Here is a 21,516-nt window from a genome sequence, read left to right as displayed (position 1 = left end):
GCCGGCATGATCGTTGAGACCGGCCATTTCGCGCTCGCGCTCGCGCTCGCGATCTCTCTCGTCCAGATGGTGATGCCCATCTGGGCGGCGCGCACCGGCGACCCGGCCCTGCGCCAGACCGCCTCGCAGGCGGCTCTGGGCGCCTTCGGCTGCGTGCTCTTCGCCTTCGCGGCGCTGACCTGGGCGCATGTGACGTCCGACTTCTCGGTCCAGAACGTCGTCGAGAACTCGCACACCCAGAAGCCGCTGATCTACAAGATCTCCGGCGTCTGGGGGAATCACGAGGGCTCGATGCTCCTCTGGGTCCTGATCCTCACGCTGTTCGGCGCCTGCGTGGCGGCGGCCAGGAATTCCGTGCCGCCGCGGCTGCGGGCCAGCACGCTGGGCGTGCAGGGGCTCATCACCTTCGTCTTCCTGCTGTTCATCATCACGACCTCGAACCCGTTCAGCCGCGTGATCCCGGCGCCGGTCGAGGGCAACGACCTCAACCCGCTGCTGCAGGATCCGGGCCTCGCGATCCACCCGCCGCTCCTCTACGTCGGCTATGTCGGCTTCTCGATCAGCTTCGCCTTCGCGGTGGCCGCGCTGATCGATGGGCGCATCGACGCCGTCTGGGCGCGGGCGGTGCGACCCTGGACATTGACCGCGTGGTGCTTCCTGACCCTCGGCATCGCGATGGGCTCCTACTGGGCCTATTACGAGCTCGGCTGGGGCGGCTGGTGGTTCTGGGATCCGGTGGAGAACGCCTCCCTGATGCCGTGGATCGCCGGAACGGCGCTGCTGCACTCCACCGTGGTGATGGAGAAGCGCGACGCTCTGAAGGTCTGGACGGTTCTGCTCGCCATCCTGACCTTCTCGCTCTCGCTGATCGGCACCTTCCTGGTCCGCTCGGGCGTGATCACCTCGGTGCATTCCTTCGCCACCGACCCGACGCGCGGCGTGTTCATCCTGGCGATCCTGGTGCTGTTCATCGGCGGCTCGCTGACGCTGTTCGCGTGGCGGGCGCCGCTGCTGCGGCAGGGCGGCCTGTTCGCCCCGATCTCCCGCGAGGGCTCGCTCGTCCTCAACAACCTGTTCCTGGTGGCCGCCTGCGCCACCGTGCTGGTCGGGACCCTCTACCCGCTGGTGCTGGAGATGCTGACCGGCGAGAAGATCACGGTCGGGCCGCCCTTCTTCAACTCCACCTTCGTGCCGCTCGCTATCCCGCTCCTCCTGATCGTGCCCTTCGGGCAGGCGCTCGCCTGGAAGCGCGGCGACGTGCTCGCCGCCGCCCAGCGCCTGTTCGCCGCGCTCGCGGTGGCCCTGGTCGTCGGCTTCGCGGTGCTGGCCCTGACCTGGGGCGGCCCGGTCATGGCGCCGGTGGGGATCGGGCTCGGTGCCTACCTGCTGATCGGCTCCGCGCTGGAGGTCGTGTCGCGGGCCCGCGGCTACGGCGCCAGCCGGGCGCGCTCGCTCGGACAGATCGGACGCCGCGCCGTCGGCCTACCGCGCTCGGCCTGGGGCACCGCGCTCGCCCATGCCGGTGTCGGCGTCGTGGTGCTGGGCATCGCCGCCCAGGGCTGGGCTACCGAAGGGCTGGCGACCCTCAAGCCCGGCCAGAGCCTTGCGACCGGGCCCTACGTGGCGACCCTGGACAGCGTCGGCCCCCGCCAGGGTCCCAACTATGAGGAGGCCGCCGCCAGCCTGACGATCCGGACCCGCTCCGGTGACGAGGTCGGGCACGTGGACACCGGCAAGCGCTTCTACCCGAGCCGCAAGATGGCGGTGACGGAATCCGGGCTGCTGACGATCGGTGCAAGCCAAGTCTATGCCAGCCTCGGCGAGATGAGCCAGGACGGCGGTGTCGGCCTGCGGCTGTATTACAAGCCGCTGGTGCTGCTGATCTGGCTCGGGGCCGTGGTGATGGCGCTGGGCGGCGGGCTCTCGCTCACCGACCGTCGGATGCGCGTGGGTGTCCCCGCCAAGGCGAAGGCCCGGCCGCTCCCGGCCGCGGTGCCGGCCGAGTGATGGCGAGCCGCTCGATCCGACCCACGGTGCTGGCGCTCGCCCTGCTGGCATCGCTTCCCGCCCACGCCGTCCAGCCCGACGAAGTGCTGAAGGATCCGGCCCTGGAGCACCGCGCCCGGGCGATCTCGGCCGAACTGCGCTGCCTCGTCTGCCAGAACCAGTCGATCGACGATTCCGACGCGCCGCTCGCCAAGGACCTGCGCCTGATCGTCCGCGAGCGGCTGGAGAAGGGCGACAGCGACACGGCGGTGCGCGACTACGTCGTGGCCCGCTACGGCGAGTTCGTGCTGCTGCGTCCGGTCTTCGCGCTGCACACCCTGCTGCTGTGGCTGACGCCTGTGCTGGCGGTGCTGCTCGGCGGGTTGGGGATCTGGCGCCTCGCGCGCCGTCGGCCGGCGGCGCCGGTCCGGAGCCTGTCGGCTATCGAGGAGGCGGAGGTCGCGGCGCTGCTGCGACGGGAGTAGAATCGGGCGAAAGTGTGATTCGCCCGCTCTGCTCGGCACGAGTCTTGGATCTGGCTCCGCAGACCGCATGATCGGCGACGCGCCCGGGGTTGGACGATGACGGCCGCTACGCTCACCATCTCGAGCCGCAACTATTCCTCCTGGTCCCTGCGAGGCTGGCTGATCTGCCGGATGGCGGGTCTCGATTTCGAGACTGAGGTCCTGTCCGGCACCGACGCCACCAGCCGGGCCGAGCTGCTGCACCTGTCGCCGTCCTTCCTGGTGCCGCGCCTGCGCCACGGCGACGTGGTCGTCTGGGACACGCTGGCCATCGCCGAGTATCTCGCCGAGACCTTCCCGGAAGCCGGCTTCCTGCCCGGCAACGTCGCGGAGCGCGCCCATTGCCGGTCGATCTCCGGCGAGATGCACTCGGGCTTCGTCAACCTGCGCTCGGCTCTGCCGATGAACCTGCGCGCCTTCCACCCGGCGTTCCGCGTGTTCAACGGCGCGAAGGCCGATATCGAGCGCATCGTCACGATCTTCGATGATTGCCTCGACCGGTACGAGGGACCGTTCCTGTTCGGCGCCAAGCCGTGCCGGCCGACGCCATGTACGCGCCGGTCTGCACGCGCTTCCGCACCTACGACGTCGCGTTGCCGCCCCGGGCCGCCGCCTACCGCGACACGATCCTGCACTGGCCGCTGATGGTCGAGTGGGCCGAGGCCGCGGCCGACGAGCCGGATGAAATCGAGGAATTGGAGATGGAATTCTGACGCGGCCGGGGCTTCGGTCTCGGAGCGCGCCTCCGCTTGCAAGGACGGCAGGCTTAGCCCGGACGGACAGGACCCGATGCAGAGGAATGCAATTTCTTGCAGGGCACAAATTTATGTTGCGATGCACGCAAGAAATTGTAGCTGCTGAGGCGATTTGAAAAACCGCGCTGCGGCAACACTTTAACGGAACGTGCCCGTCGCCGGCACCGACGCGTTACAGCTCGACAAACGTCCTTTGTCGCCCAACCGGACAGCTCGATTGAAGCCATTCGGCATTTCTGTTCCTCTTCGCATTAGAACAGGAACAGACTGGGCTGGGAACCATGGCGCGTCACGAGCCCTGGAGCGCGGAACGCGCCACCGGGATCATCGCCGAACATACGCATCTCGAAGGGGCCACGCTGCCGATCCTGCACGCACTGCAGGAAACCTTCGGCTACGTGGACTCCGGCGCCGTGCCGCTGATCGCGGACGCGCTGAACCTGTCGCGCGCCGAGGTGCACGGCTGCATCACCTTTTACCACGACTTCCGCGCCCACCCCGCCGGCCGCCACGAGGTGAAGCTGTGCCGGGCCGAAGCCTGCCAGGCCATGGGCTCCGACAAGCTGCACCGCGAGATCCTCGGCCGCCTTGGCTGCGGCTGGCACGAGACCACCGCCGACGGCAGCACCACGGTCGAGCCGGTCTACTGCCTCGGCCTCTGCGCCAACGGTCCCGCCGCGCTGGTCGATGGTGAGCCGGTCGCGCACCTGACCGCCGACGCCCTCGAAGCTGCCCTGACGGAGGTGCGCCAGTGAGCGTCACGCTCTACGTTCCGCGCGATGCAGTCGCCCTCGGTCTCGGCGCCAACAAGGTCGCCCGCGCCCTGTTCGCGGGCGCAGAGCGCCGCGGTCTGGACGTCACCATCGTCCGGACCGGCTCCCGTGGCCTGTTCTGGCTGGAGCCGATGGTCGAGGTCGGCACGCCTGAGGGGCGCGTCGCCTACGGGCCGGTAACGGTCAAGGATGTCGACGCCCTGCTGGATGCCGGCCTGACCACCGGCGGCGACCACGCCCTGCGCCTCGGCGATCCGGAGAAGATCCCCTATCTCGCCCGGCAGCAGCGCCTGACCTTCCACCGCTGCGGCGTGATCGACCCGGTTTCCGTGGACGATTACCGGGCGCATGGCGGCTATCGCGGCCTTGAGGCCGCCCTGAAGCTCGATGCCGAGGGCGTCGTGGCGGCAGTGCGCGATTCCGGCCTGCGCGGCCGGGGCGGTGCCGGCTTCCCGGCCGGCATCAAGTGGAACACCGTGATGCTCGCCAAGGCGGACCAGAAATACGTGGTCTGCAACGCCGACGAGGGCGATTCCGGCACCTTCGCGGACCGGATGATGATGGAGGGCGACCCCTTCAACCTCATCGAGGGCATGACCATCGCGGGCGTCGCGACCGGCGCCACGCGCGGCTACATCTACCTGCGCTCCGAGTACCCGCAGGCCTTCGCCATCCTGAGGGAGGCGATCGCCAACGGCGTTAAGGCGGGCGTGCTCGGCGACAACATCCTGGGCTCGGGTAAGAGCTTCCACCTGGAAGTGCGCCTCGGCGCCGGCGCCTATATCTGCGGTGAGGAGACCTCGCTGCTGGAGAGCCTCGAAGGCAAGCGCGGCATCGTCCGCGCCAAGCCGCCGATCCCGGCGCTCAAGGGCTTCCTCGGCAAGCCGACGCTGGTCAACAACGTCATGACCTTCACGGCCGTGCCGTGGATCCTGGAGAACGGCGCCAGGGCCTATGCCGATTACGGCATGGGCCGGTCGCTCGGCACCCTGCCGATCCAGCTCGCCGGCAACATCAAGCACGGCGGCCTGATTGAGGTGGCCTTCGGCATCACCCTCCGGCAGGTGATCGAGGATTTCGGCGGCGGCACCCGTTCGGGCCGGCCGGTCCGGGCCGTGCAGGTCGGCGGGCCGCTCGGGGCCTACTTCCCCGATCATCTCCTCGACACGCCCCTAGATTACGAGGCGATGGCGGCCAAGAAGGGCCTCGTCGGCCACGGCGGCATCGTGGTGTTCGACGACACTGTCGACATGGCCGCCCAGGCCCGCTTCGCCTTCGAGTTCTGTGCCACCGAGTCGTGCGGCAAGTGCACCCCGTGCCGCATCGGCGCGACCCGCGGCGTCGAGACCATGGACAAGGTGATCGCCGGCATCCGGCCGGACGCCAACCTGAAGCTGGTCGAGGACCTCTGCGAGATCATGACCGACGGGTCGCTCTGCGCCATGGGCGGCCTCACCCCGATGCCGGTCATGAGCGCGATCACCCATTTCCCCGAGGATTTCAGGCGCGCCGGCGATCTGCCGGCCGCGGCCGAGTGAGGAGACGTCGATGGGCCTGATCAAGGAGATCGACTACGGCACGCCGATCCGGGTTGCGGAGCAGACCGTCACCCTGACGATCGACGGCATGTCGGTGACGGTGCCGGCCGGCACCTCGGTGATGGCGGCGGCGATGCATGCCGGGACGCAGATCCCGAAGCTCTGCGCCACCGACAGCCTGGAGCCGTTCGGCTCCTGCCGCCTGTGCCTCGTGGAGATCGAGGGCCGCCGCGGCACCCCGGCCTCCTGCACGACCCCGGCCGAGAACGGCATGGTGGTGCACACGCAGAACGAGAAGCTCGCCAAGCTCCGCAAGGGCGTGATGGAGCTCTACATCTCCGACCACCCTCTCGACTGCCTGACCTGCGCGGCGAACGGCGACTGCGAGCTGCAGACCCAGGCGGGCGTCGTCGGCCTGCGCGACGTGCGCTACGGCTACGAGGGCGACAACCACGTCCGGCCGAGCTCGGAAAAGTACCTGCCGAAGGACGAGTCGAACCCGTACTTCACCTACGACCCGTCGAAGTGCATCGTCTGCAACCGCTGCGTCCGCGCCTGCGAGGAGGTGCAGGGCACCTTCGCGCTGACCATCGCGGGCCGCGGCTTCGACAGCCGTGTGGCGGCCGGCCCGACCAATTTCTTCGAGTCCGAGTGCGTGTCCTGCGGCGCCTGCGTGCAGGCCTGCCCGACCGCGACGCTGCAGGAGAAGTCGATCCACGAGTACGGCCAGCCCGAGCACGCGGAGGTCACGACCTGCGCGTATTGCGGCGTCGGCTGCTCGTTCAAGGCCGAGATGCAGGGCGAGCGCGTCGTCCGCATGGTTCCGTACAAGGGCGGCAAGGCCAACGAGGGCCATAGCTGCGTGAAGGGCCGCTTCGCCTACGGCTACGCCACCCACAAGGACCGCATCACCAAGCCGATGATCCGCGAGAAGATCACGGATCCGTGGCGCGAGGTCTCATGGGAGGAGGCGATCGACCGCGCGGCCTCCGAGTTCAAGCGGATCCAGGCCAAGTACGGCAAGGATTCGGTCGGCGGCATCACGTCGTCGCGCTGCACCAACGAGGAGGCCTACCTCGTCCAGAAGCTCGTGCGCGCCGCCTTCGGCAACAACAACGTCGATACCTGCGCCCGGGTCTGCCACTCGCCGACCGGCTACGGCCTGATGTCGACGCTCGGCACCTCGGCCGGCACCCAGGACTTCAAGTCGGTCGAGCATTCCGACGTGATCCTAGTGATCGGCGCGAACCCGACTGACGGCCATCCGGTCTTCGGCTCGCGCATGAAGAAGCGCCTGCGCCAGGGCGCCAAACTGATCGTCGCCGATCCGCGCAAGATCGACCTGGTGAAGTCGGCCCACATCAAGGCCGATTACCATCTGCCGTTGAAGCCCGGCTCCAACGTCGCCTTCATCAACTCGCTGGCGCACGTGATCGTCACCGAGGGGCTGATTGACGAGGCCTATGTCCGCGAGCGCTGCGACCTCGCCGAGTTCGAGTCCTGGGCCCGGTTCATCGCCGAGGAGCGCCACTCCCCGGAGAACCAGCAGCAGTTCACCGGCCTCGACCCCGAGCAGGTCCGCGGCGCGGCCCGGCTCTACGCCAAGGGCGGCGCGGCCGGCATCTACTATGGCCTCGGCGTCACCGAGCACAGCCAGGGCTCGACCATGGTCATGGGCATGGCCAACATCGCCATGGCCACCGGCAACATCGGCAAGCTCGGCGCCGGCGTGAACCCGCTGCGCGGCCAGAACAACGTCCAGGGCTCCTGCGACATGGGCTCGTTCCCGCACGAGCTCACCGGCTACCGCCACGTGTCGGACGACGCGACCCGCGAGAGCTTCGAGGCCCTCTGGGGCGCCAAGCTCGACAACGCGCCGGGCCTGCGCATCACCAACATGCTCGACGAGGCCGTCGAGGGCTCGTTCAAGGGCATGTACATCCAGGGCGAGGACATCGCGCAGTCCGACCCGGACACGCACCACGTGACCTCGGGCCTCAAGGCGATGGAGTGCATCGTCGTCCAGGACCTGTTCCTGAACGAGACCGCCAAGTACGCCCACGTCTTCCTGCCGGGCGCCTCGTTCCTGGAGAAGGACGGGACCTTCACCAACGCCGAGCGCCGCATCTCCCGCGTGCGCAAGGTCATGGCCCCGATGGGCGGCTACGGCGACTGGGAGGGCACGGTGCTGCTCTCCAACGCGCTGGGCTACCCGATGAACTACAGCCACCCGTCCGAGATCATGGACGAGATCGCCTCGCTCACCCCGAGCTTCACCGGCGTCTCCTATGCCAAGCTCGACGAGCTCGGCTCCGTGCAGTGGCCCTGCAACGAGAAGGCGCCGCTCGGCACGCCGATGATGCACGTGGACCGGTTCGTCCGCGGCAAGGGCCGGTTCATGATCACCGAGTTCGTGGCCACCGAGGAGCGGACGGGGGCGAAGTTCCCGCTGATCCTCACCACGGGCCGGATCCTGTCCCAGTACAATGTCGGCGCGCAGACCCGGCGCACCGAGAATTCGCGCTGGCACGAGGAGGACGTGCTGGAGATCCACCCGTTCGACGCGGAGCTGCGCGGCATCGCCGACGGCGACCTCGTCGCCCTGGAGAGCCGCTCGGGCGACATCGCCCTGAAGGCCAAGGTCTCCGAGCGGATGCAGCCGGGCGTGGTCTACACCACCTTCCACCACGCCAAGACCGGCGCCAACGTGATCACCACCGACTACTCGGACTGGGCGACCAACTGCCCCGAGTACAAGGTGACGGCGGTGCAGGTCCGGCGGACCAACCGGCCCTCCGACTGGCAGGCGAAGTTCTACGAGGAGGACTTCTCCCTGACCCGGATCGCCCAGACGCTCGACGCGGCAGAGTAAGAGTATCCGATGAGCGCCGTGACACAGGCGGACAAGCTCGTCCGCATGGCCAACCAGATCGCCACCTTCTTCCGGTCCTACCCGGAGGAGGAGGCGGTGGCCGGAATCCAGAAGCACATCAAGGCGTTCTGGACGCCCAAGATGATCGCGCATCTCGAGGCCGCCCTGCCGGAACAGGGCGACCGGGTCGACAGCTACGTGCGGCGGGCGCTGCACGGCGAGGAGCCGGCGGCCGACAGCCCGGTGCGTCCGGCGACCCGGGATCCGCAGCTCGCCGGGGCCGGCGCCAGCGACGCCGGCTGAGACCGGGGTCGAATTGCGTAGAGAGCGAGATCAGGGCCCCTTGCGGGGCCCTTTTTCGTTCGCCGCTGCGCATACAAACTGTTGCAATCAGGATTAAAAGTGTCGTCTGCGCGTTGTGCCGCGCTGGCACCTTGCACACAAATCGCGCATCTAACTCCGCCGAGCGGCCCGTGAACGTGGCTGCCCTGGAGGATGACGTCATGAGTCTTGGTGTTACGGGCGCGGTCGCGCCCGATGTCGCGCCGGGTCTGCTCTCGCGCGAGCGTATCGTTGCGCAACCGGGGTTCAACCGGTGGCTGGTTCCGCCGGCAGCCCTCGCGATCCATCTCTGCATCGGCATGGCCTACGGCCTGTCGGTGTTCTGGCTGCCGCTCACTCGGGCGCTCTCCGTCGGGAAACCGGCACCCGCCGCCTGTGCGGATATGAGCGTGATGACAGCCCTGTTCACCACCACCTGCGATTGGCGCGTCAGCGACCTCGTCACGGTGTTCTCGATCGGCATCGTCGTGCTCGGCCTCTCGGCCGCCCTGTTCGGCGGCTGGCTGGAGCGTGCGGGCCCGCGCAAGGCCGGCATCGTGGCCGCCCTGTGCTGGGGCGGCGGCTTCCTGATCGGTGCCTTCGGAGTCTACGTCCACCAGCTCTGGTTGATCTGGCTCGGCATGGGCCTGATCGGCGGCATCGGGCTCGGCCTCGGCTACATCTCCCCGGTCTCGACGCTGATCAAGTGGTTCCCGGACCGGCGCGGCATGGCCACCGGCATGGCGATCATGGGCTTCGGCGGCGGCGCGATGATCGGCTCGCCCCTGGCCGACAGCCTGATCAAGAGCTTCCGGACCGCCGACTCGGCCGGCGTCTGGCAGACGCTCGCCGTGATGGGCGTCGGCTACATCCTGTTCATGCTCGGCGGCGCCTTCGGCTACCGGGTGCCGCCGGCCGGCTGGCGTCCGGACGGCTGGACCGCTCCGGCTGCCAAGAACGCCATGATCGCCTCCGGCCACGTGCACCTGCGGGACGCGCACAAGACCTTCCAGTTCTGGATGATCTGGCTCGTGCTGTTCCTCAACGTGTCCGCCGGCATCGGCGTGCTGGCGCTGGCCTCGCCGATGCTTCAGGAGATCTTCGGCGGTGAGCTGATCGGCCTGCCGGGCACCGGCTTCTCGGCCCTCGATGCCGGCCAGAAGGCGCAGGTCGCGGCGATCGCCGCCGGCTTCGTCGGCCTGCTCTCCCTGTTCAACATCCTCGGCCGGTTCTTCTGGGCCTCGATGTCGGATCGGATCGGGCGGAAGGTCACCTACGCGATCTTCTTCGCGCTGGGCGGCGTGCTCTACGCGGCCGCGCCCTGGGCGGCCGGCATCGGCTCGCAGGCGCTGTTCGTCGCCTTCTTCTGCGTGATCCTGTCGATGTATGGCGGCGGTTTCGCGACGGTCCCGGCCTACCTCGCCGACGTGTTCGGCACGCAGTTCGTGGGCGCCATCCACGGGCGCCTGCTCACCGCCTGGTCGATGGCCGGCATCGTCGGGCCCTTCGTGATCACCAAGATCCGCGAGGCGCAGATCGCCGCAGGCGTGCAGGGTGCGGAGCTCTACGGCCGGACCATGTACGTGCTCGCTGGCTTCCTGGTGGCCGGGTTCATCTGCAACCTGCTGGTCCGTCCGCTGGCCCAGCGCTGGTTCATGTCGGATTCCGAGCGTGCCGCCCTCGATGTCCGCACGGGTGCGACCGCCTCCGGGCCGTCCGGCTCCTTCGGCATCGGCCGCGGCGGGTTCAGCCCGGGCGCGGCCCTGGCGTGGGCGGTGGTCGGCATCCCGATCGTCTGGGGTATCGGCATCACCCTGTCGAAGGCCTTCATCCTGTTCCGGTGATCGCCCGGAGCCGCCGGTTGTGGCGGGCACGGTGGGTCGCTAGGTTTCGAGCGCCTCGCCGTGCCGGGATGCCTCCGTCGTGATCGACAAGCTGGACTTCCTGCTCGCGCTCGCCCGCGAGCAGCATTTCGGTCACGCCGCCGAAGCCTGCGGGGTGACCCAGCAGACGCTGTCGGCCGGCGTGAAGCAGCTGGAGAACCGGTTCGGCGTCCAGCTCGTGCTGCGCGGCTCGCGCTTCCAGGGCTTCACCCCGGAGGGCGAGCGGGTGCTGGAATGGGCGCGGCGGATCGTGGCCGATGCCCGGGCCATGCACGAGGAGGTCACGGGCCTGCGCCGGGGCCTGACCGGGCACCTGCGCATCGCCGCGATCCCCACGGCGCTGCCGATGATCGTGAACCTCACCACGCCCTATCGCGAGCGGCACCCGGACGTGCGGCTCACGGTCGAATCCGCCACCTCGGCCGACATCTTCTCGCTGATCGAGAACCTGGAGGCGGATGCGGGCCTGACCTACCTCGACAACGAACCCCTCGGGCGGGTCGTCTCCGTGCCGCTCTACCGGGAACGCTACCGTCTGGTGACGGCGATCGGCGGCCCGTTCGACGGCCGGGCCAGCGTCACCTGGGCTGAGACCGCCAGCCTGCCGCTCTGCCTGCTGACGCCGAACATGCAGAACCGGCGGATCATCGACCAGCAGATCCGGGAATCGGGCGCGGACCCAGCCGCCACCCTCGAATCGAACTCGATGATCGTGCTGCTGACCCATGTGCGCACCCTGCGCTGGGCCTCGATCATGCCGGAGATCCTGGTCGATGCCCTGGGGCCGATCGAGGGCGTGCGCACCATCCCGATCACCGCCCCGGATCTGGAGCACACAATCGGCCTCGTCGCCCCGCGGCGCGAGCCCTCGACGCCGATGGTGACGGCTCTGGTCGCCATCGCGCGGTCGCTGGCGCGGACGCTCGATCCCGATCTGGCGGCGTCGACACCCGCCTGACGGGCCGGGACCGGGGCGTCCCGCTCGAAGCCTCCGCCTTTGCTTCGCTCCGTTCGCAAAGACGAGAGCGCAACAAAAAAGCCGCCCCGTTTCCGGAGCGGCTTCGCACGGGCGAGGCCGGAACGCGGCCTGCGCTCTTACTTGATCTTGGATTCCTTGAACTCGACGTGCTTGCGCGCGACCGGGTCGTACTTGCGCATCGACAGCTTCTCGGTCTGCGTCCGGGAGTTCTTCTTGGTGACGTAGAAGTAGCCCGTGTCGGCGGTGGAGACGAGCTTGATCTTGACGGTGACGGCCTTGGCCATGGCGCGGCGCTCCTGCAGGGTGCGGCATTCCGCGTGAGCGAAACGCAAATGGCCGGGAGGGCCCGGCCGAATACGGGCGGGTGAATGCCCGATCGGGCCCGGCAGGTCAAGAGTGGGGCGGCCGGCCAGTAGGCCAAGCTGGTTCGTGTCTTGCCAGCTTCGACGCGGTTTGGGGGGCCCTTCCGTCGTTCCGGGGCGCCGAAGGCGAGCCCGGAACCCAGAGCCGCCGACGGCGATAAGCCGGGCACCCGGTGCGGATCTGGATTCCGGGCCCTGCTGCGCAGTCCCGGAATGACGGGTTTGGCGGATCCCGGGACGAGTCTACCGTTTCACCCCGCGCCTGAAGTCCGCCGCGGCGAGCCATCCGGCGAAAGCCAGGAACAGGGCGAGCAGCGCCAGCGCGAAGCCGTGCGGCGGCACGAGGTCGAGACCGCCGCCGATCACCGGCGGCCCGAGCATCAGGCCGACATTGTAGAGCACCACGAAGGCCGCGTTGGCGCCCGCGAGGTCGTTCGCCGGCGTGCGGTCGCCGAGCATCGCGAGGCCGACCGTGTAGAGGGTGCCGGCGATGCCGCCCCAGACCAAGAGTAACAGACCGAACGCCATCGGGCTGCCGGCCGCGAGCGGGATCAGGGCCGAGCCCGCGGCGCCCGCGAGGCTCGCGCCGAGCAGCACCGCGCCGCGGTCGAGGCGGTCGGCGAGCCAGCCGAACGGGATCTGGAACAGCACGTTGCCCAGCGCGATCAGGCTCACGAGCCCCGCCGCGCCCTGCGCGTCGTAGCCCAGCCGCAGGCCGTAGAGAGGCAGGATCGCGAAGATCCCGGTCTCCACCGCCCCGTAGGCGAGGGCGGCCGCCAGCGCGCCGGGGGCAAGCCGGACATAGCCGAGGATGCCGCGGCCGGAGCCCGGCTCGATCGTCGGCGACAGCCCGCGCGCCAGCACGATCGGCAGGCCGCCGGCCAGCATCAGCACGGCGCCGGTCGCGTAGGGCGCCAGCCCCTCGGTGCCGACGAGCGCCAGCAGGAGCGGTCCGACCGCGAAGCCCGCCGCCAGGACGGTGGCGTAGATGCCCATCACCAGGCCGCGGCGCTCCGGCGGGGCGGCGGCGTTGATCCAGTACTCGGAGAGGACGAAGAGCGCGCCCAGCGTCGCCGAGAAGACGAAGCGCAGAGGAAACCACAGGGCGATGCCCGGCAGGATCGGAAACAGCGCGAGGCTGATCGCCCCGATGACGAGTGCCAGGCCGAGCAGCGGGGCGACACCGATCCGCGCCGCGAGCCGCGGCACGAACGGCACCGTGCAGATGCTGGCGATGCCCGCCACCGCGGTGTTGAGGCCGATCAGCGTGCTCGACGCGCCGCGCCGCTCCATCTCGATCGACAGGAGCGGGATCGACAGGCTCAGCCCGATGCCGACGACGGTGACGCAGGTCACGGCCGCCGCGATCGCCGCCACATCCTCCGACCTGATCCCCCGCCGCGCGTCCCGTGCCCGTTCCTCCGGGCGGCTCACAAGGCCACCCGCTCGCGGCGGCCGTAGCGTTCGTAGTGGTAGGGAATCATCCGGTACGGCGCGAAATCAACGGCGATCTGCGCCTCCAGGTCGTCCAGGATGGCGCGGGTTATGTACGGCAGGTCGAGCTTGCGCGCGGCGTCGAGCCGGACCCAGGCCAGTTCCGTGAACTCGGCGTCGGCGCTAATCCGCCCCGGCTCTTCGGCCGCCACCATCCGGCGGTCGATCGCGAAGAAGCGCGTATCGAAGCGGCGCACGCGCTTGGGCGGCGTGATCGCGCGGGCGACGAGGTGGAGCGCCTCGAGATCCGGCAGCACGCCGTGCCGGGCGAAACCCTCCCAGCCCGCCGGAACGTCCTCGGGAGCACCGTGCTCGGTGGTGCCGAGGAGCAGGCCGGTCTCCTCGTAGGTCTCGCGGATGGCCGCCAGCGCCAGGGCGCGGCCGAGATGGTGCGGCGGCCGGGAGACCTGCCGGGTCAGCGCCGCCTCGGCATAATCGGGGAGCGCCCCGGCCACCGGCATGTGGCGGTCGCCGAGTTCGATCCGGCCGCCCGGGAAGACGAACTTGCCCGGCATGAAGGCGAGGTTCGGGTTGCGCCGCCCCATCAGGACCTTCGGGCCACCTTTGCCGCGCCGGTCGATCACGATCAGGGTTGCGGCATCCCGAGGGCGCAGCCGCGCCGCGGCGGGCTTCCGCTCAGGAGCTGTGGCGATCTGGGGCTCCTGCTGCGGCAGCGGCAAGGCGTGTCTCCTCCGACCCCGGGACGGGGCGGCTCCGCGGTAGCGTGGCGAAGCCGTGCATGCCAAGGGCGTATTGCAGCCCGACGACGGCCCCCTTGACCGGCTGGAGCAGGACCAGCGCGAACAGGAGCGTGAAGACCGGCCAGACCCCCATCTCGACCCAGAGCGGCACCTCGTAGGCGCTCTCGGTCTCCAGGATCAGGTAGCCCACGATGTGAGCGACGATGAAGATCACCACGTAGGGGGGCAGGTCGTCGGCTCGATGGTGGTGCAGCTCGAGGCCGCACGCGTCGCATTCCGGCCGGACCTTGAGGAAGCGGCCGAAGATCCGGCCCTGGCCGCAATGCGGGCAGCGGCCGATGAAGCCCCTGGCCATCGCGGGGATCAGGCGGGTGCGGGCCGGGATCGCGTCGGCATTCATGGCAGGGGTGTACATCGGCCGGGTCATCGGCGCGAGCCGCGGTGGCGCGACCCGGTGTTGCGGATGCCGGCGGGGCGGCCGGGCGGCGCGGCCTTGAATGGCCGTCCGCCGGGCTTCATGCCCGCACCGGCCTTGCGGGCACCGGAGCGGGTCCGGCCCTCGCTGAGGAGTTCGAAGCGCAGCGCCCCGGCCACCGGCGCGGCCTCTACGAGCCGCACCTCAACCCGGTCGCCCAGGCGGAAGGTCTCGCCGGTCCGCTCGCCCACCAGGGCGTGGCGGCCCTCCTCGTGGCGAAAATAGTCGGCGCCGAGCTGCGAGACCGGCACGAAGCCGTCCGCCCCGGTCTCATCGAGCTTGATGAACAGGCCGGCCCGGGTGACGCCCGCGATCTGGCCCTCGAAGGTGGCTCCGACCTGATCGGCGAGGTGGTGGGCGATCAGCCGGTCGATGGTCTCGCGCTCGGCCGCCATGGCGCGGCGCTCGGCCGCCGAGATCTGCTCGCCGATCTGCGCCAGCTCGCCCATCGAGATCTCGGGCGCGAGCCCGTCGGCGCCCAGCCTGCACGCGGTGATCAGCGCCCGGTGGACGATCAGGTCGGCGTAGCGCCGGATCGGCGAGGTGAAGTGCGCGTAGCGGCGCAGGTTCAAGCCGAAATGCCCGAGATTCTCGGCGGCATAGACGGCCTGGGCACGGCTGCGCAGGATCACCTCGTTGAGGAAGACGCTGTGCTCGGTCTCGGCCGCGGTGGCGAGGATCCGGTTGAACAGGGCGGGGCGCAACGCCCCTTCCTTCGGCAGCTTGATCCCGACCGAGGCCAGCACCTCGCCCAGCGCCCGCATCTTTTCCAGGGCGGGCTCGTCATGGACGCGGTAGATCAGCGGCTGGCGCGCCTGCTCCAGGGTCTCGGCGGCGGCGACGTTCGCCTGGATCATGAACTCCTCGATCAGCCGGTGCGCGTCGAGGCGCTCCGGCACGATCACCCGGTCGACGGCGCCTTCGGGGCTGAGCAGGACCTTCCGTTCGGGCAGGTCCAGGGCGAGCGGCCCGCGCCGGTCCCGGGCCGCGCGCAGGGCCGCGTAGGCCGCCCAGAGCGGGCGCAGCGCGCTATCCAGCAGCGGCAGGGTCGCGGCATCCGGCTGTCCGTCGATCGCGCCTTGCGCCTGCGCATAGGCGAGCTTGGCCCGCGAGCGCATCATCACCCGGTGGAAGCTGTGGCGGCGCTTCTCGCCGTCGGCGGCGATGACCATCCGCACGGCGAGTGCCGGCCGGTCCTCACCCTCGCGGAGCGAGCAGAGGTCGTTGGAGATCCGCTCCGGCAGCATCGGCACGACGCGGTCCGGGAAGTAGACCGAGTTGCCGCGCTCCAGCGCCTCCCGGTCGAGGCTCGATCCTGTCCGCACGTAGGCCGCGACGTCGGCGATCGCGACGGTGAGGATGAATCCGCCGGGATTGGCCGGGTCGGGATCGGCCTCGGCCATGACGGCGTCGTCGTGGTCCTTGGCGTCCGGCGGGTCGATGGTCAGGAGCGGCCGGTCGCGCCAATCCTCACGGCCCTGCAGGGTCGCGGGCTTCGCGGAATCAGCCTCCGCCAGGGTCGCGTCCGCGAAGACGTGCGGGATGTTGTGCAGGTGCAGCGCGATCAGGCTCACCGCCTTCTCGGAGCCGAGCGAGCCGAGCCGCTCCCGCACCCGACCCCGCGGCAGGCCGAACCGCGTCTCGCGCTCCAGGGAGACGCTGACGAGGTCGCCGTCCCGGGCCTGACCCTCCTCGCCGGGCGGGATCAGGATCTCGCGGCCCTGCGAGCGCTTCTCGACGGGCACGATCCGGCCACCCTGCGCGCCGACGCGGTAGACGCCGATGATCTCGGCCTTGTTCTTCCCAATGACCTTGATGACCCGGCCGGTATAGCCGCCCTCGGCGTCACGCTCGACGCGCACCAGGGCGCGGTCGCCAATGCCGGCCGCGGGACGATTGCCCTTGCGGGGGCCGCGCGGCTGCGTCAGCACGATGGACGGCGGCTTGCCGGCGCCGGTCCACTCCACTGGAACGGCCAGGAAGTCGCCGTGCCGGTCCCGGGAGCGGATGTCGGCAAGCACGACCGGCGGTAGATGCCCGGCTGGAGCGAGTCCGCCGCGCCCGCGGTCGAGGGCGCCGTCCTCCTCGATCTCCTTCAGGATGCGCTTCAGCTCGATCTTGGCGGCGCCCTTGATGCCGAAGGCCTGGGCGATCTCGCGCTTGCCGACGCGCTCCTTCGACTCGGCGACGAAGGCGAGGATCTGCTCACGGGTGGGGAAGGACGGCGGAGCGGCGGGCTCGGCCGCCGGGGCGGTGGTGCGTCGTGCCAAACGATGGTGCCGGACAGTTCTCGGAAGACGGAGCCCGCGCGGGCCTCGGACCGAGGCTTCGGTCCTGTGATCCTAAGATGGGTGCCGGGCCCGCCCGCGGCAACGCCGCGGCAGCCGTCCTCAACAGCCGCGATCAGCCGGTGGAGGCGATCTTCCGGATGTGATCGACCGCTCGATCGACGTCGAAGCCGGGTGCGACGATCTCCTCCAGGGTGAAGGGGCAGGCCCGCGGCAGCGTCAGGTTTACCTGCCCCTCCAGCGGTGCCAGATCCGGAGCCTCGGCATCGTGGACCGCCAAGGTCCAGGCGCCGTCCATGCGCAGGCTCGCCGGATCGGGCGGGTCGGCGGCGAGCGCCGCGAGCTTCGCGCGACCGGCTGTGCGGCAGGCGAGGCTTGTCTCGTCGTCCGAGATCAGCGCCGCCTTGATCATCTCGGCCAGGGCGTCCCTGACCCGTTCCACGCTCGCGTTCATGAGGCTTCCGTTTCGAATGTCCCCGCCGCATGGCAAGCCGGATGCCAGCCGTGACCGGATCCGTGTGACAGAACCGCCGACCTTTCCTCCCGATCCGCCGGGTGTAGAAGGCTGAGATGATCCCGGTCCTGACCCGCCATACCGAGGCCGTGCCGCTCTACGAGGCGGCCTGCGCGGAGCTGCGCCTGCGCGGCTTCGAGGGCGACCTGACGCTCTCGGATGCCGACCGCACGGTCTTCGCCACCGACAACTCGATCTACCAGGTGGAGCCGGGGGCCGTGGCCTTTCCGCGCACGCGCGACGATCTCGTGCGCATCGCGAAGCTTCTGGATGACCCGCGCTTCGCCGAGATCGTGATCCGGCCGCGGGGCGGGGCGACGGGGACCAACGGCCAGTCGCTCGGCCACGGCCTCGTGGTCGACACCTCGCGGCACATGACCCGCATCCTGGAGATCGATGTCGCCAACCGCATTGTCCGGGTCGAGCCGGGAGTGGTGAAGGACCAGCTCAATCGGGAACTCGCCAAGCACGGCCTGTTCTTCGCGCCCGAGCTCTCGACCTCGAACCGCGCGACCCTCGGGGGCATGATCTCGACCGATGCCTGCGGGCAGGGCTCGTGCCTCTACGGCAAGACCCGGGACCATGTCCTGGCGCTGACCTGCGTGCTCACCGACGGCACGGTCTGGACCGCCGAGCCCCTGGACGCCGAAGGCCTCGAAGCCGCCAAGGGCCGCAACGACCGGATCGGCGAGATCCACCGGACCGTCGATGCCGTCGTCACCGAGAATGCGGCGCTGATCGCCGAGCGCTTCCCCAAGCTCAACCGCTGTCTCACCGGCTACGATCTCGCGCATCTGCGCGATCCGGAGGGCCGCTTCGACCTCAAGAGCGTGATCTGCGGTTCCGAGGGGACGCTGGCGCTGATCGCCGAGGCGCGGCTCAACGTGCTGCCGATCCCGAAGGCCGCCGTCCTGGTAGCCCTGTCCTACGTCGATTTCGACGCGGCGCTCCGCGACGCACAGGCCCTGCTGCCGTTCGGCGCCGCCTCGGTCGAGACCATCGACTCGACCGTGCTGGCACTTGCCCGCAAGGACCCGATCTGGGCCGAGGTGCGGGCCTTCTTCCCCGACGATCCGGCGGGGCGACCGGTGGACGGGATCAACCTCGTGGAGTTCGTCGGCGACGACGAAGCCGCCGTCGAGGCCGCCCTCGATCGGCTCACCGGGATGCTGGAGGCCGAGCGCGGCACCGACACGCGGCGCCTCGGCTTCACCATCGCCCGGGGCGACGCGATCGAGCGGCTCTGGACCATGCGCAAGAAGGCGGTGGGTCTGCTGGGCGCCGCCAAGGGCGATGCCCGCCCGATCCCCTTCGTGGAGGACACTGCCGTCCCGCCGGAGCGGCTCGCCGACTTCATCGCGGAGTTCCGGGCGCTCCTCGACGGCAAGGGCCTGCGCTACGGCATGTTCGGCCATGTCGATGCCGGCGTGCTGCACGTGCGGCCGGCCATCGACCTGAAGGACCCGGACCAGAACCGCCTGATCCGCGAGGTGACGGAGGGCGTGGTCGCGCTGACCGCCAAGTATGGCGGTTTGCTCTGGGGCGAGCACGGCAAGGGCTTCCGCTCCGAGTTCGTGCCTGCGACCTTCGGGCCGCTGATGCCGGCTCTGGAAGCGATCAAGCGCGCCTTCGACCCGGGCGACCGGATGAACCCCGGCAAGATCGCCTCGGCGAAGGGGCAGGGCCTGACCCGGATCGACGGCGTGCCGCGCCGGGGCGAGCAGGATCGCACCATCCCGGCGCCGGTTCGCCGGGACTTCGACGAGGCGCTCCACTGCAACGGCAACGGCGCCTGTTTCAGCTTCGATGCGGACGAGGCCATGTGCCCGTCCTGGAAGGCGACTCGGGAGCGGCGCCACTCGCCCAAGGGCCGCGCCTCGCTGATGCGCGAGTGGCTGCGGCGCGCGGCGGCGGAGGGCGTCGACCCGGCCGCGGCGCTGGCCCGTCAGCGCGCCGGCTGGCTGCGCGACGTGGCCGCCACCTTGCGGAGCGCCCTCCGGCCACAGGACGAAACGCACGACTTCTCGCACGCCGTGAAAGAGGCGATGGACGGTTGCCTCGCCTGCAAGTCGTGCACGGGCTCCTGCCCGATCAAGGTCGATGTGCCGACCTTCCGGGCCAAGTTCCTGGCGCTCTACCACACGCGCTACTCCCGGCCCCTGAAGGACCACCTCGTGGCGGCCCTCGAGCCGCTGCTGCCGCTGGCGACCCGGGCGCCGCGCTTGAGCAACGCGCTCCTGACCAATCCGGTGGTCCGCTTTCTCCTGGCCAAAGCCGGATTGGTGGAGATCCCGGGCCTGTCGCCTGTCAGTCTCAAGGTGCGGTTGGCCAGTCTCGGTGTGCCCGTGGCGACGCCGGAGGCTCTGACCCGGCTGGATCCTCAGGATCGTGCGTCGGCGGTGCTCATCGTGCAGGACGCCTTCACCAGCCACTTCGACGCGGAGGTCGTCGCCGATGCTTGCGCGCTGCTCTTCGCCCTCGGCTTCAAGCCCTGGCTCGTGCCCTATCGGCCGAACGGCAAGCCGCTGCACGTGCACGGCTTCCTGGCCCGGTTCGCGGCCGTCGCCGGGTCGAACGCCGCGATGCTCCGGGACTTGGCGCGGCAGGGCGTGCCCCTCGTCGGGATCGACCCGTCGATGACGCTGACCTACCGCTCCGAGTACGCGCAGGCGCTCGGCGGCGGCGACTTGCCGAAGGTCCATCTCCTCCAGGAATGGCTGGCGACCCGGCTCGACCGGATCGCGCCGCGCCAGGGCGGCGGGACGATGCGGCTGCTGCCCCATTGCACCGAGCGCACCAACGCGCTTGGCGCGGTCCGCGACTGGCAGGCCCTGTTCGCCCATCTGGGGCTGCGTCTCGATGTGCCGGCCTCCGGCTGCTGCGGCATGGCCGGGACCTACGGTCACGAGGCCCGTCACCGCGCCACCTCGGAGACGATCTACAACGCGAGCTGGGCCCGCCACGTGTCCGAGGCCCCCGGCTGCACCCTCCTGGCCGACGGCTATTCCTGCCGGTCGCAGGCCAAGCTCGTCGACGGCGTGCGGCTGCGCCACCCGGCCCAGGCGCTGCTCGACCATGTCCGCCGCAGCGCCGTGAGTGCGGCGCCGTTCCATCCCGAGCAAGCGGCGGCCGCGGCGCGATGAGCGATGCCGTCATGACGCCGTCGTGGGGGCCGGCGCGGTCGGGTGCTATTACGGGTTCCTCCTGGCGAAGGCCGGACATGCGGTCACGTTGATCGGCCGTCCCGCGCTGGTCGAGGCGGTGCGGTCGGACGGTCTGGTTCTGGAGAGCGCGGCGGGAGCCGACTCCGCGCCCGTGCAGGCGACGACCGACGGCAACGGCGTCGCGGGAGCCGACCTCGTGCTGGTCTGCGTCAAGTCCGGCGACACCGAAGCGGCCGGCGCGATGATCGCGCCGCATCTCGGCCGCTCCGCCACGATCGTCAGCCTCCAGAACGGTGTCGACAATGCCGAGCGCCTCGCCGCGTTCCTCGGGCGGCCGGTCGTGCCGGTGGCGGTCTACGTCGCCACCACGATGGCCGGGCCGGGTCGTGTGCGGCACAACGGCCGGGGCGACCTGATCCTGGGCGCATCCGAGACGAGCGCGCGGACCGCCGCCGCCCTTACGGCGGCCGGCGCCCCCACGACCGTCTCGGCACGTGCCCTCGACGCGCTGTGGGGCAAGCTCATCATGAACTGCGCCTACAACGCCCTCTCGGCCCTGACGCAACTGCCCTACGGCCGCTTGGTCCAGGGCGAGGGCGTCGTGGCGTCGATGACCGACGTGGTGCAGGAATGCGTGGCCGTCGCCGAGGCGGCAGGCGTGTCGGTGCCGTCCGACATCTTCGACAGCGTCATGGCGCTGAGCAGGACGATGGCCGATCAGCGCTCGTCCACCGCCCAGGATCTCGCCCGGGGCCGCCCCAGCGAGATCGACCACCTCAACGGTTACGTGGTGCGCAAGGGGGCGGCGCTCGGAATCCCGACGCCGGCCAACCGGATGCTGCATACGCTCGTCAAGCTCGCCGAGCGGGCGCGCTGAGCGTGTCTCG

General features: G+C 70.1%; 16 protein-coding genes and 1 pseudogene. 11 read left to right on the top strand and 6 right to left on the bottom strand.

Features of this window, described 5'->3' with window-relative positions; genetic code table 11:
- Window positions 1–6: 6 nt before the first annotated feature.
- From M6G65_RS21220 to M6G65_RS21180, 9 genes and pseudogenes are all read left to right on the top strand, one after another.
- The gene (locus tag M6G65_RS21220) at window positions 7–2,007 is read left to right on the top strand and encodes a heme lyase CcmF/NrfE family subunit (protein WP_238196248.1); all 2,001 of its coding nucleotides are present in this window, start codon (window positions 7–9) and stop codon (window positions 2,005–2,007) included.
- The gene (locus tag M6G65_RS21215) at window positions 2,007–2,471 is read left to right on the top strand and encodes a cytochrome c-type biogenesis protein (protein ID WP_238196249.1); all 465 of its coding nucleotides are present in this window, start codon (window positions 2,007–2,009) and stop codon (window positions 2,469–2,471) included. The genes M6G65_RS21220 and M6G65_RS21215 overlap by 1 nt, the downstream gene beginning before the upstream one ends.
- 96 nt (window positions 2,472–2,567) lie before the next feature.
- Window positions 2,568–3,223 (top strand): annotated as a pseudogene (locus M6G65_RS21210) (glutathione S-transferase family protein).
- A 323-nt stretch (window positions 3,224–3,546) separates the two neighbouring features.
- Window positions 3,547–4,020: a formate dehydrogenase subunit gamma gene (locus tag M6G65_RS21205; RefSeq protein ID WP_238196251.1), complete on the top strand. Its 474-nt coding sequence runs from the start codon at window positions 3,547–3,549 to the stop codon at window positions 4,018–4,020.
- On the top strand, window positions 4,017–5,576 hold the full coding sequence (locus M6G65_RS21200; protein WP_238196252.1) for a formate dehydrogenase beta subunit: 1,560 nt from the start codon (window positions 4,017–4,019) through the stop codon (window positions 5,574–5,576). The genes M6G65_RS21205 and M6G65_RS21200 overlap by 4 nt, the downstream gene beginning before the upstream one ends.
- 10 nt (window positions 5,577–5,586) lie before the next feature.
- Window positions 5,587–8,448, top strand: a complete 2,862-nt coding sequence (gene fdhF / locus M6G65_RS21195) for a formate dehydrogenase subunit alpha (RefSeq protein ID WP_250102842.1) — start codon at window positions 5,587–5,589, stop codon at window positions 8,446–8,448.
- 9 nt (window positions 8,449–8,457) lie between these two features.
- Window positions 8,458–8,751 (top strand): formate dehydrogenase subunit delta, encoded by a 294-nt coding sequence (locus M6G65_RS21190; protein WP_210029909.1) that lies wholly within the window; start codon window positions 8,458–8,460, stop codon window positions 8,749–8,751.
- A 200-nt stretch (window positions 8,752–8,951) separates the two neighbouring features.
- Window positions 8,952–10,613 (top strand): OFA family MFS transporter, encoded by a 1,662-nt coding sequence (locus M6G65_RS21185; RefSeq protein WP_238196254.1) that lies wholly within the window; start codon window positions 8,952–8,954, stop codon window positions 10,611–10,613.
- A 79-nt stretch (window positions 10,614–10,692) separates the two neighbouring features.
- Complete coding sequence (locus M6G65_RS21180; RefSeq protein WP_238196255.1) at window positions 10,693–11,610, top strand: LysR family transcriptional regulator; 918 nt, start codon at window positions 10,693–10,695, stop codon at window positions 11,608–11,610.
- Between the two features lie 137 nt (window positions 11,611–11,747).
- Here M6G65_RS21180 and rpmG read toward each other — a convergent pair whose 3' ends face one another.
- The 6 genes from rpmG to M6G65_RS21150 all read right to left on the bottom strand — a co-directional run bounded on the left by rpmG (window position 11,748) and on the right by M6G65_RS21150 (window position 17,405).
- Window positions 11,748–11,915: a 50S ribosomal protein L33 gene (gene rpmG / locus M6G65_RS21175; RefSeq protein ID WP_010684598.1), complete on the bottom strand. Its 168-nt coding sequence runs from the start codon at window positions 11,913–11,915 to the stop codon at window positions 11,748–11,750.
- A 321-nt stretch (window positions 11,916–12,236) separates the two neighbouring features.
- Window positions 12,237–13,370 (bottom strand): MFS transporter, encoded by a 1,134-nt coding sequence (locus tag M6G65_RS21170; RefSeq protein WP_238196256.1) that lies wholly within the window; start codon window positions 13,368–13,370, stop codon window positions 12,237–12,239.
- A 53-nt stretch (window positions 13,371–13,423) separates the two neighbouring features.
- Window positions 13,424–14,167 (bottom strand): NUDIX hydrolase, encoded by a 744-nt coding sequence (locus M6G65_RS21165; protein ID WP_238196257.1) that lies wholly within the window; start codon window positions 14,165–14,167, stop codon window positions 13,424–13,426.
- Entirely contained in the window at window positions 14,124–14,588 is a 465-nt protein-coding gene (locus tag M6G65_RS21160; RefSeq protein ID WP_238196325.1) for a DUF983 domain-containing protein, read from the bottom strand. The genes M6G65_RS21165 and M6G65_RS21160 overlap by 44 nt, the downstream gene beginning before the upstream one ends.
- A 23-nt stretch (window positions 14,589–14,611) precedes the next feature.
- On the bottom strand, window positions 14,612–16,933 hold the full coding sequence (rnr, locus tag M6G65_RS21155; protein WP_250102841.1) for a ribonuclease R: 2,322 nt from the start codon (window positions 16,931–16,933) through the stop codon (window positions 14,612–14,614).
- Window positions 16,934–17,066: 133 nt separating this feature from the next.
- The gene (locus M6G65_RS21150; RefSeq protein ID WP_238196259.1) at window positions 17,067–17,405 is read right to left on the bottom strand and encodes a hypothetical protein; all 339 of its coding nucleotides are present in this window, start codon (window positions 17,403–17,405) and stop codon (window positions 17,067–17,069) included.
- A gap of 116 nt (window positions 17,406–17,521) precedes the next feature.
- Here M6G65_RS21150 and ydiJ point away from each other — a divergent pair, with 116 nt between their 5' ends.
- Entirely contained in the window at window positions 17,522–20,608 is a 3,087-nt protein-coding gene (gene ydiJ, locus M6G65_RS21145; RefSeq protein ID WP_238196260.1) for a D-2-hydroxyglutarate dehydrogenase YdiJ, read from the top strand.
- A 22-nt stretch (window positions 20,609–20,630) separates the two neighbouring features.
- Window positions 20,631–21,506 carry a ketopantoate reductase family protein gene (locus M6G65_RS21140; RefSeq protein ID WP_238196261.1) on the top strand — a complete coding sequence of 292 codons (876 nt, stop codon included), beginning with the start codon at window positions 20,631–20,633 and terminating at the stop codon, window positions 21,504–21,506.
- The last annotated feature ends 10 nt before the right edge of the window (window positions 21,507–21,516 follow it).

It is taken from the genome of Methylobacterium tardum (assembly GCF_023546765.1).
GTDB classification, from domain to species: domain Bacteria; phylum Pseudomonadota; class Alphaproteobacteria; order Rhizobiales; family Beijerinckiaceae; genus Methylobacterium; species Methylobacterium tardum.
Note: the sequence above shows the minus strand (reverse complement) of the source record. Positions and strands in the feature narration are given on the sequence as shown.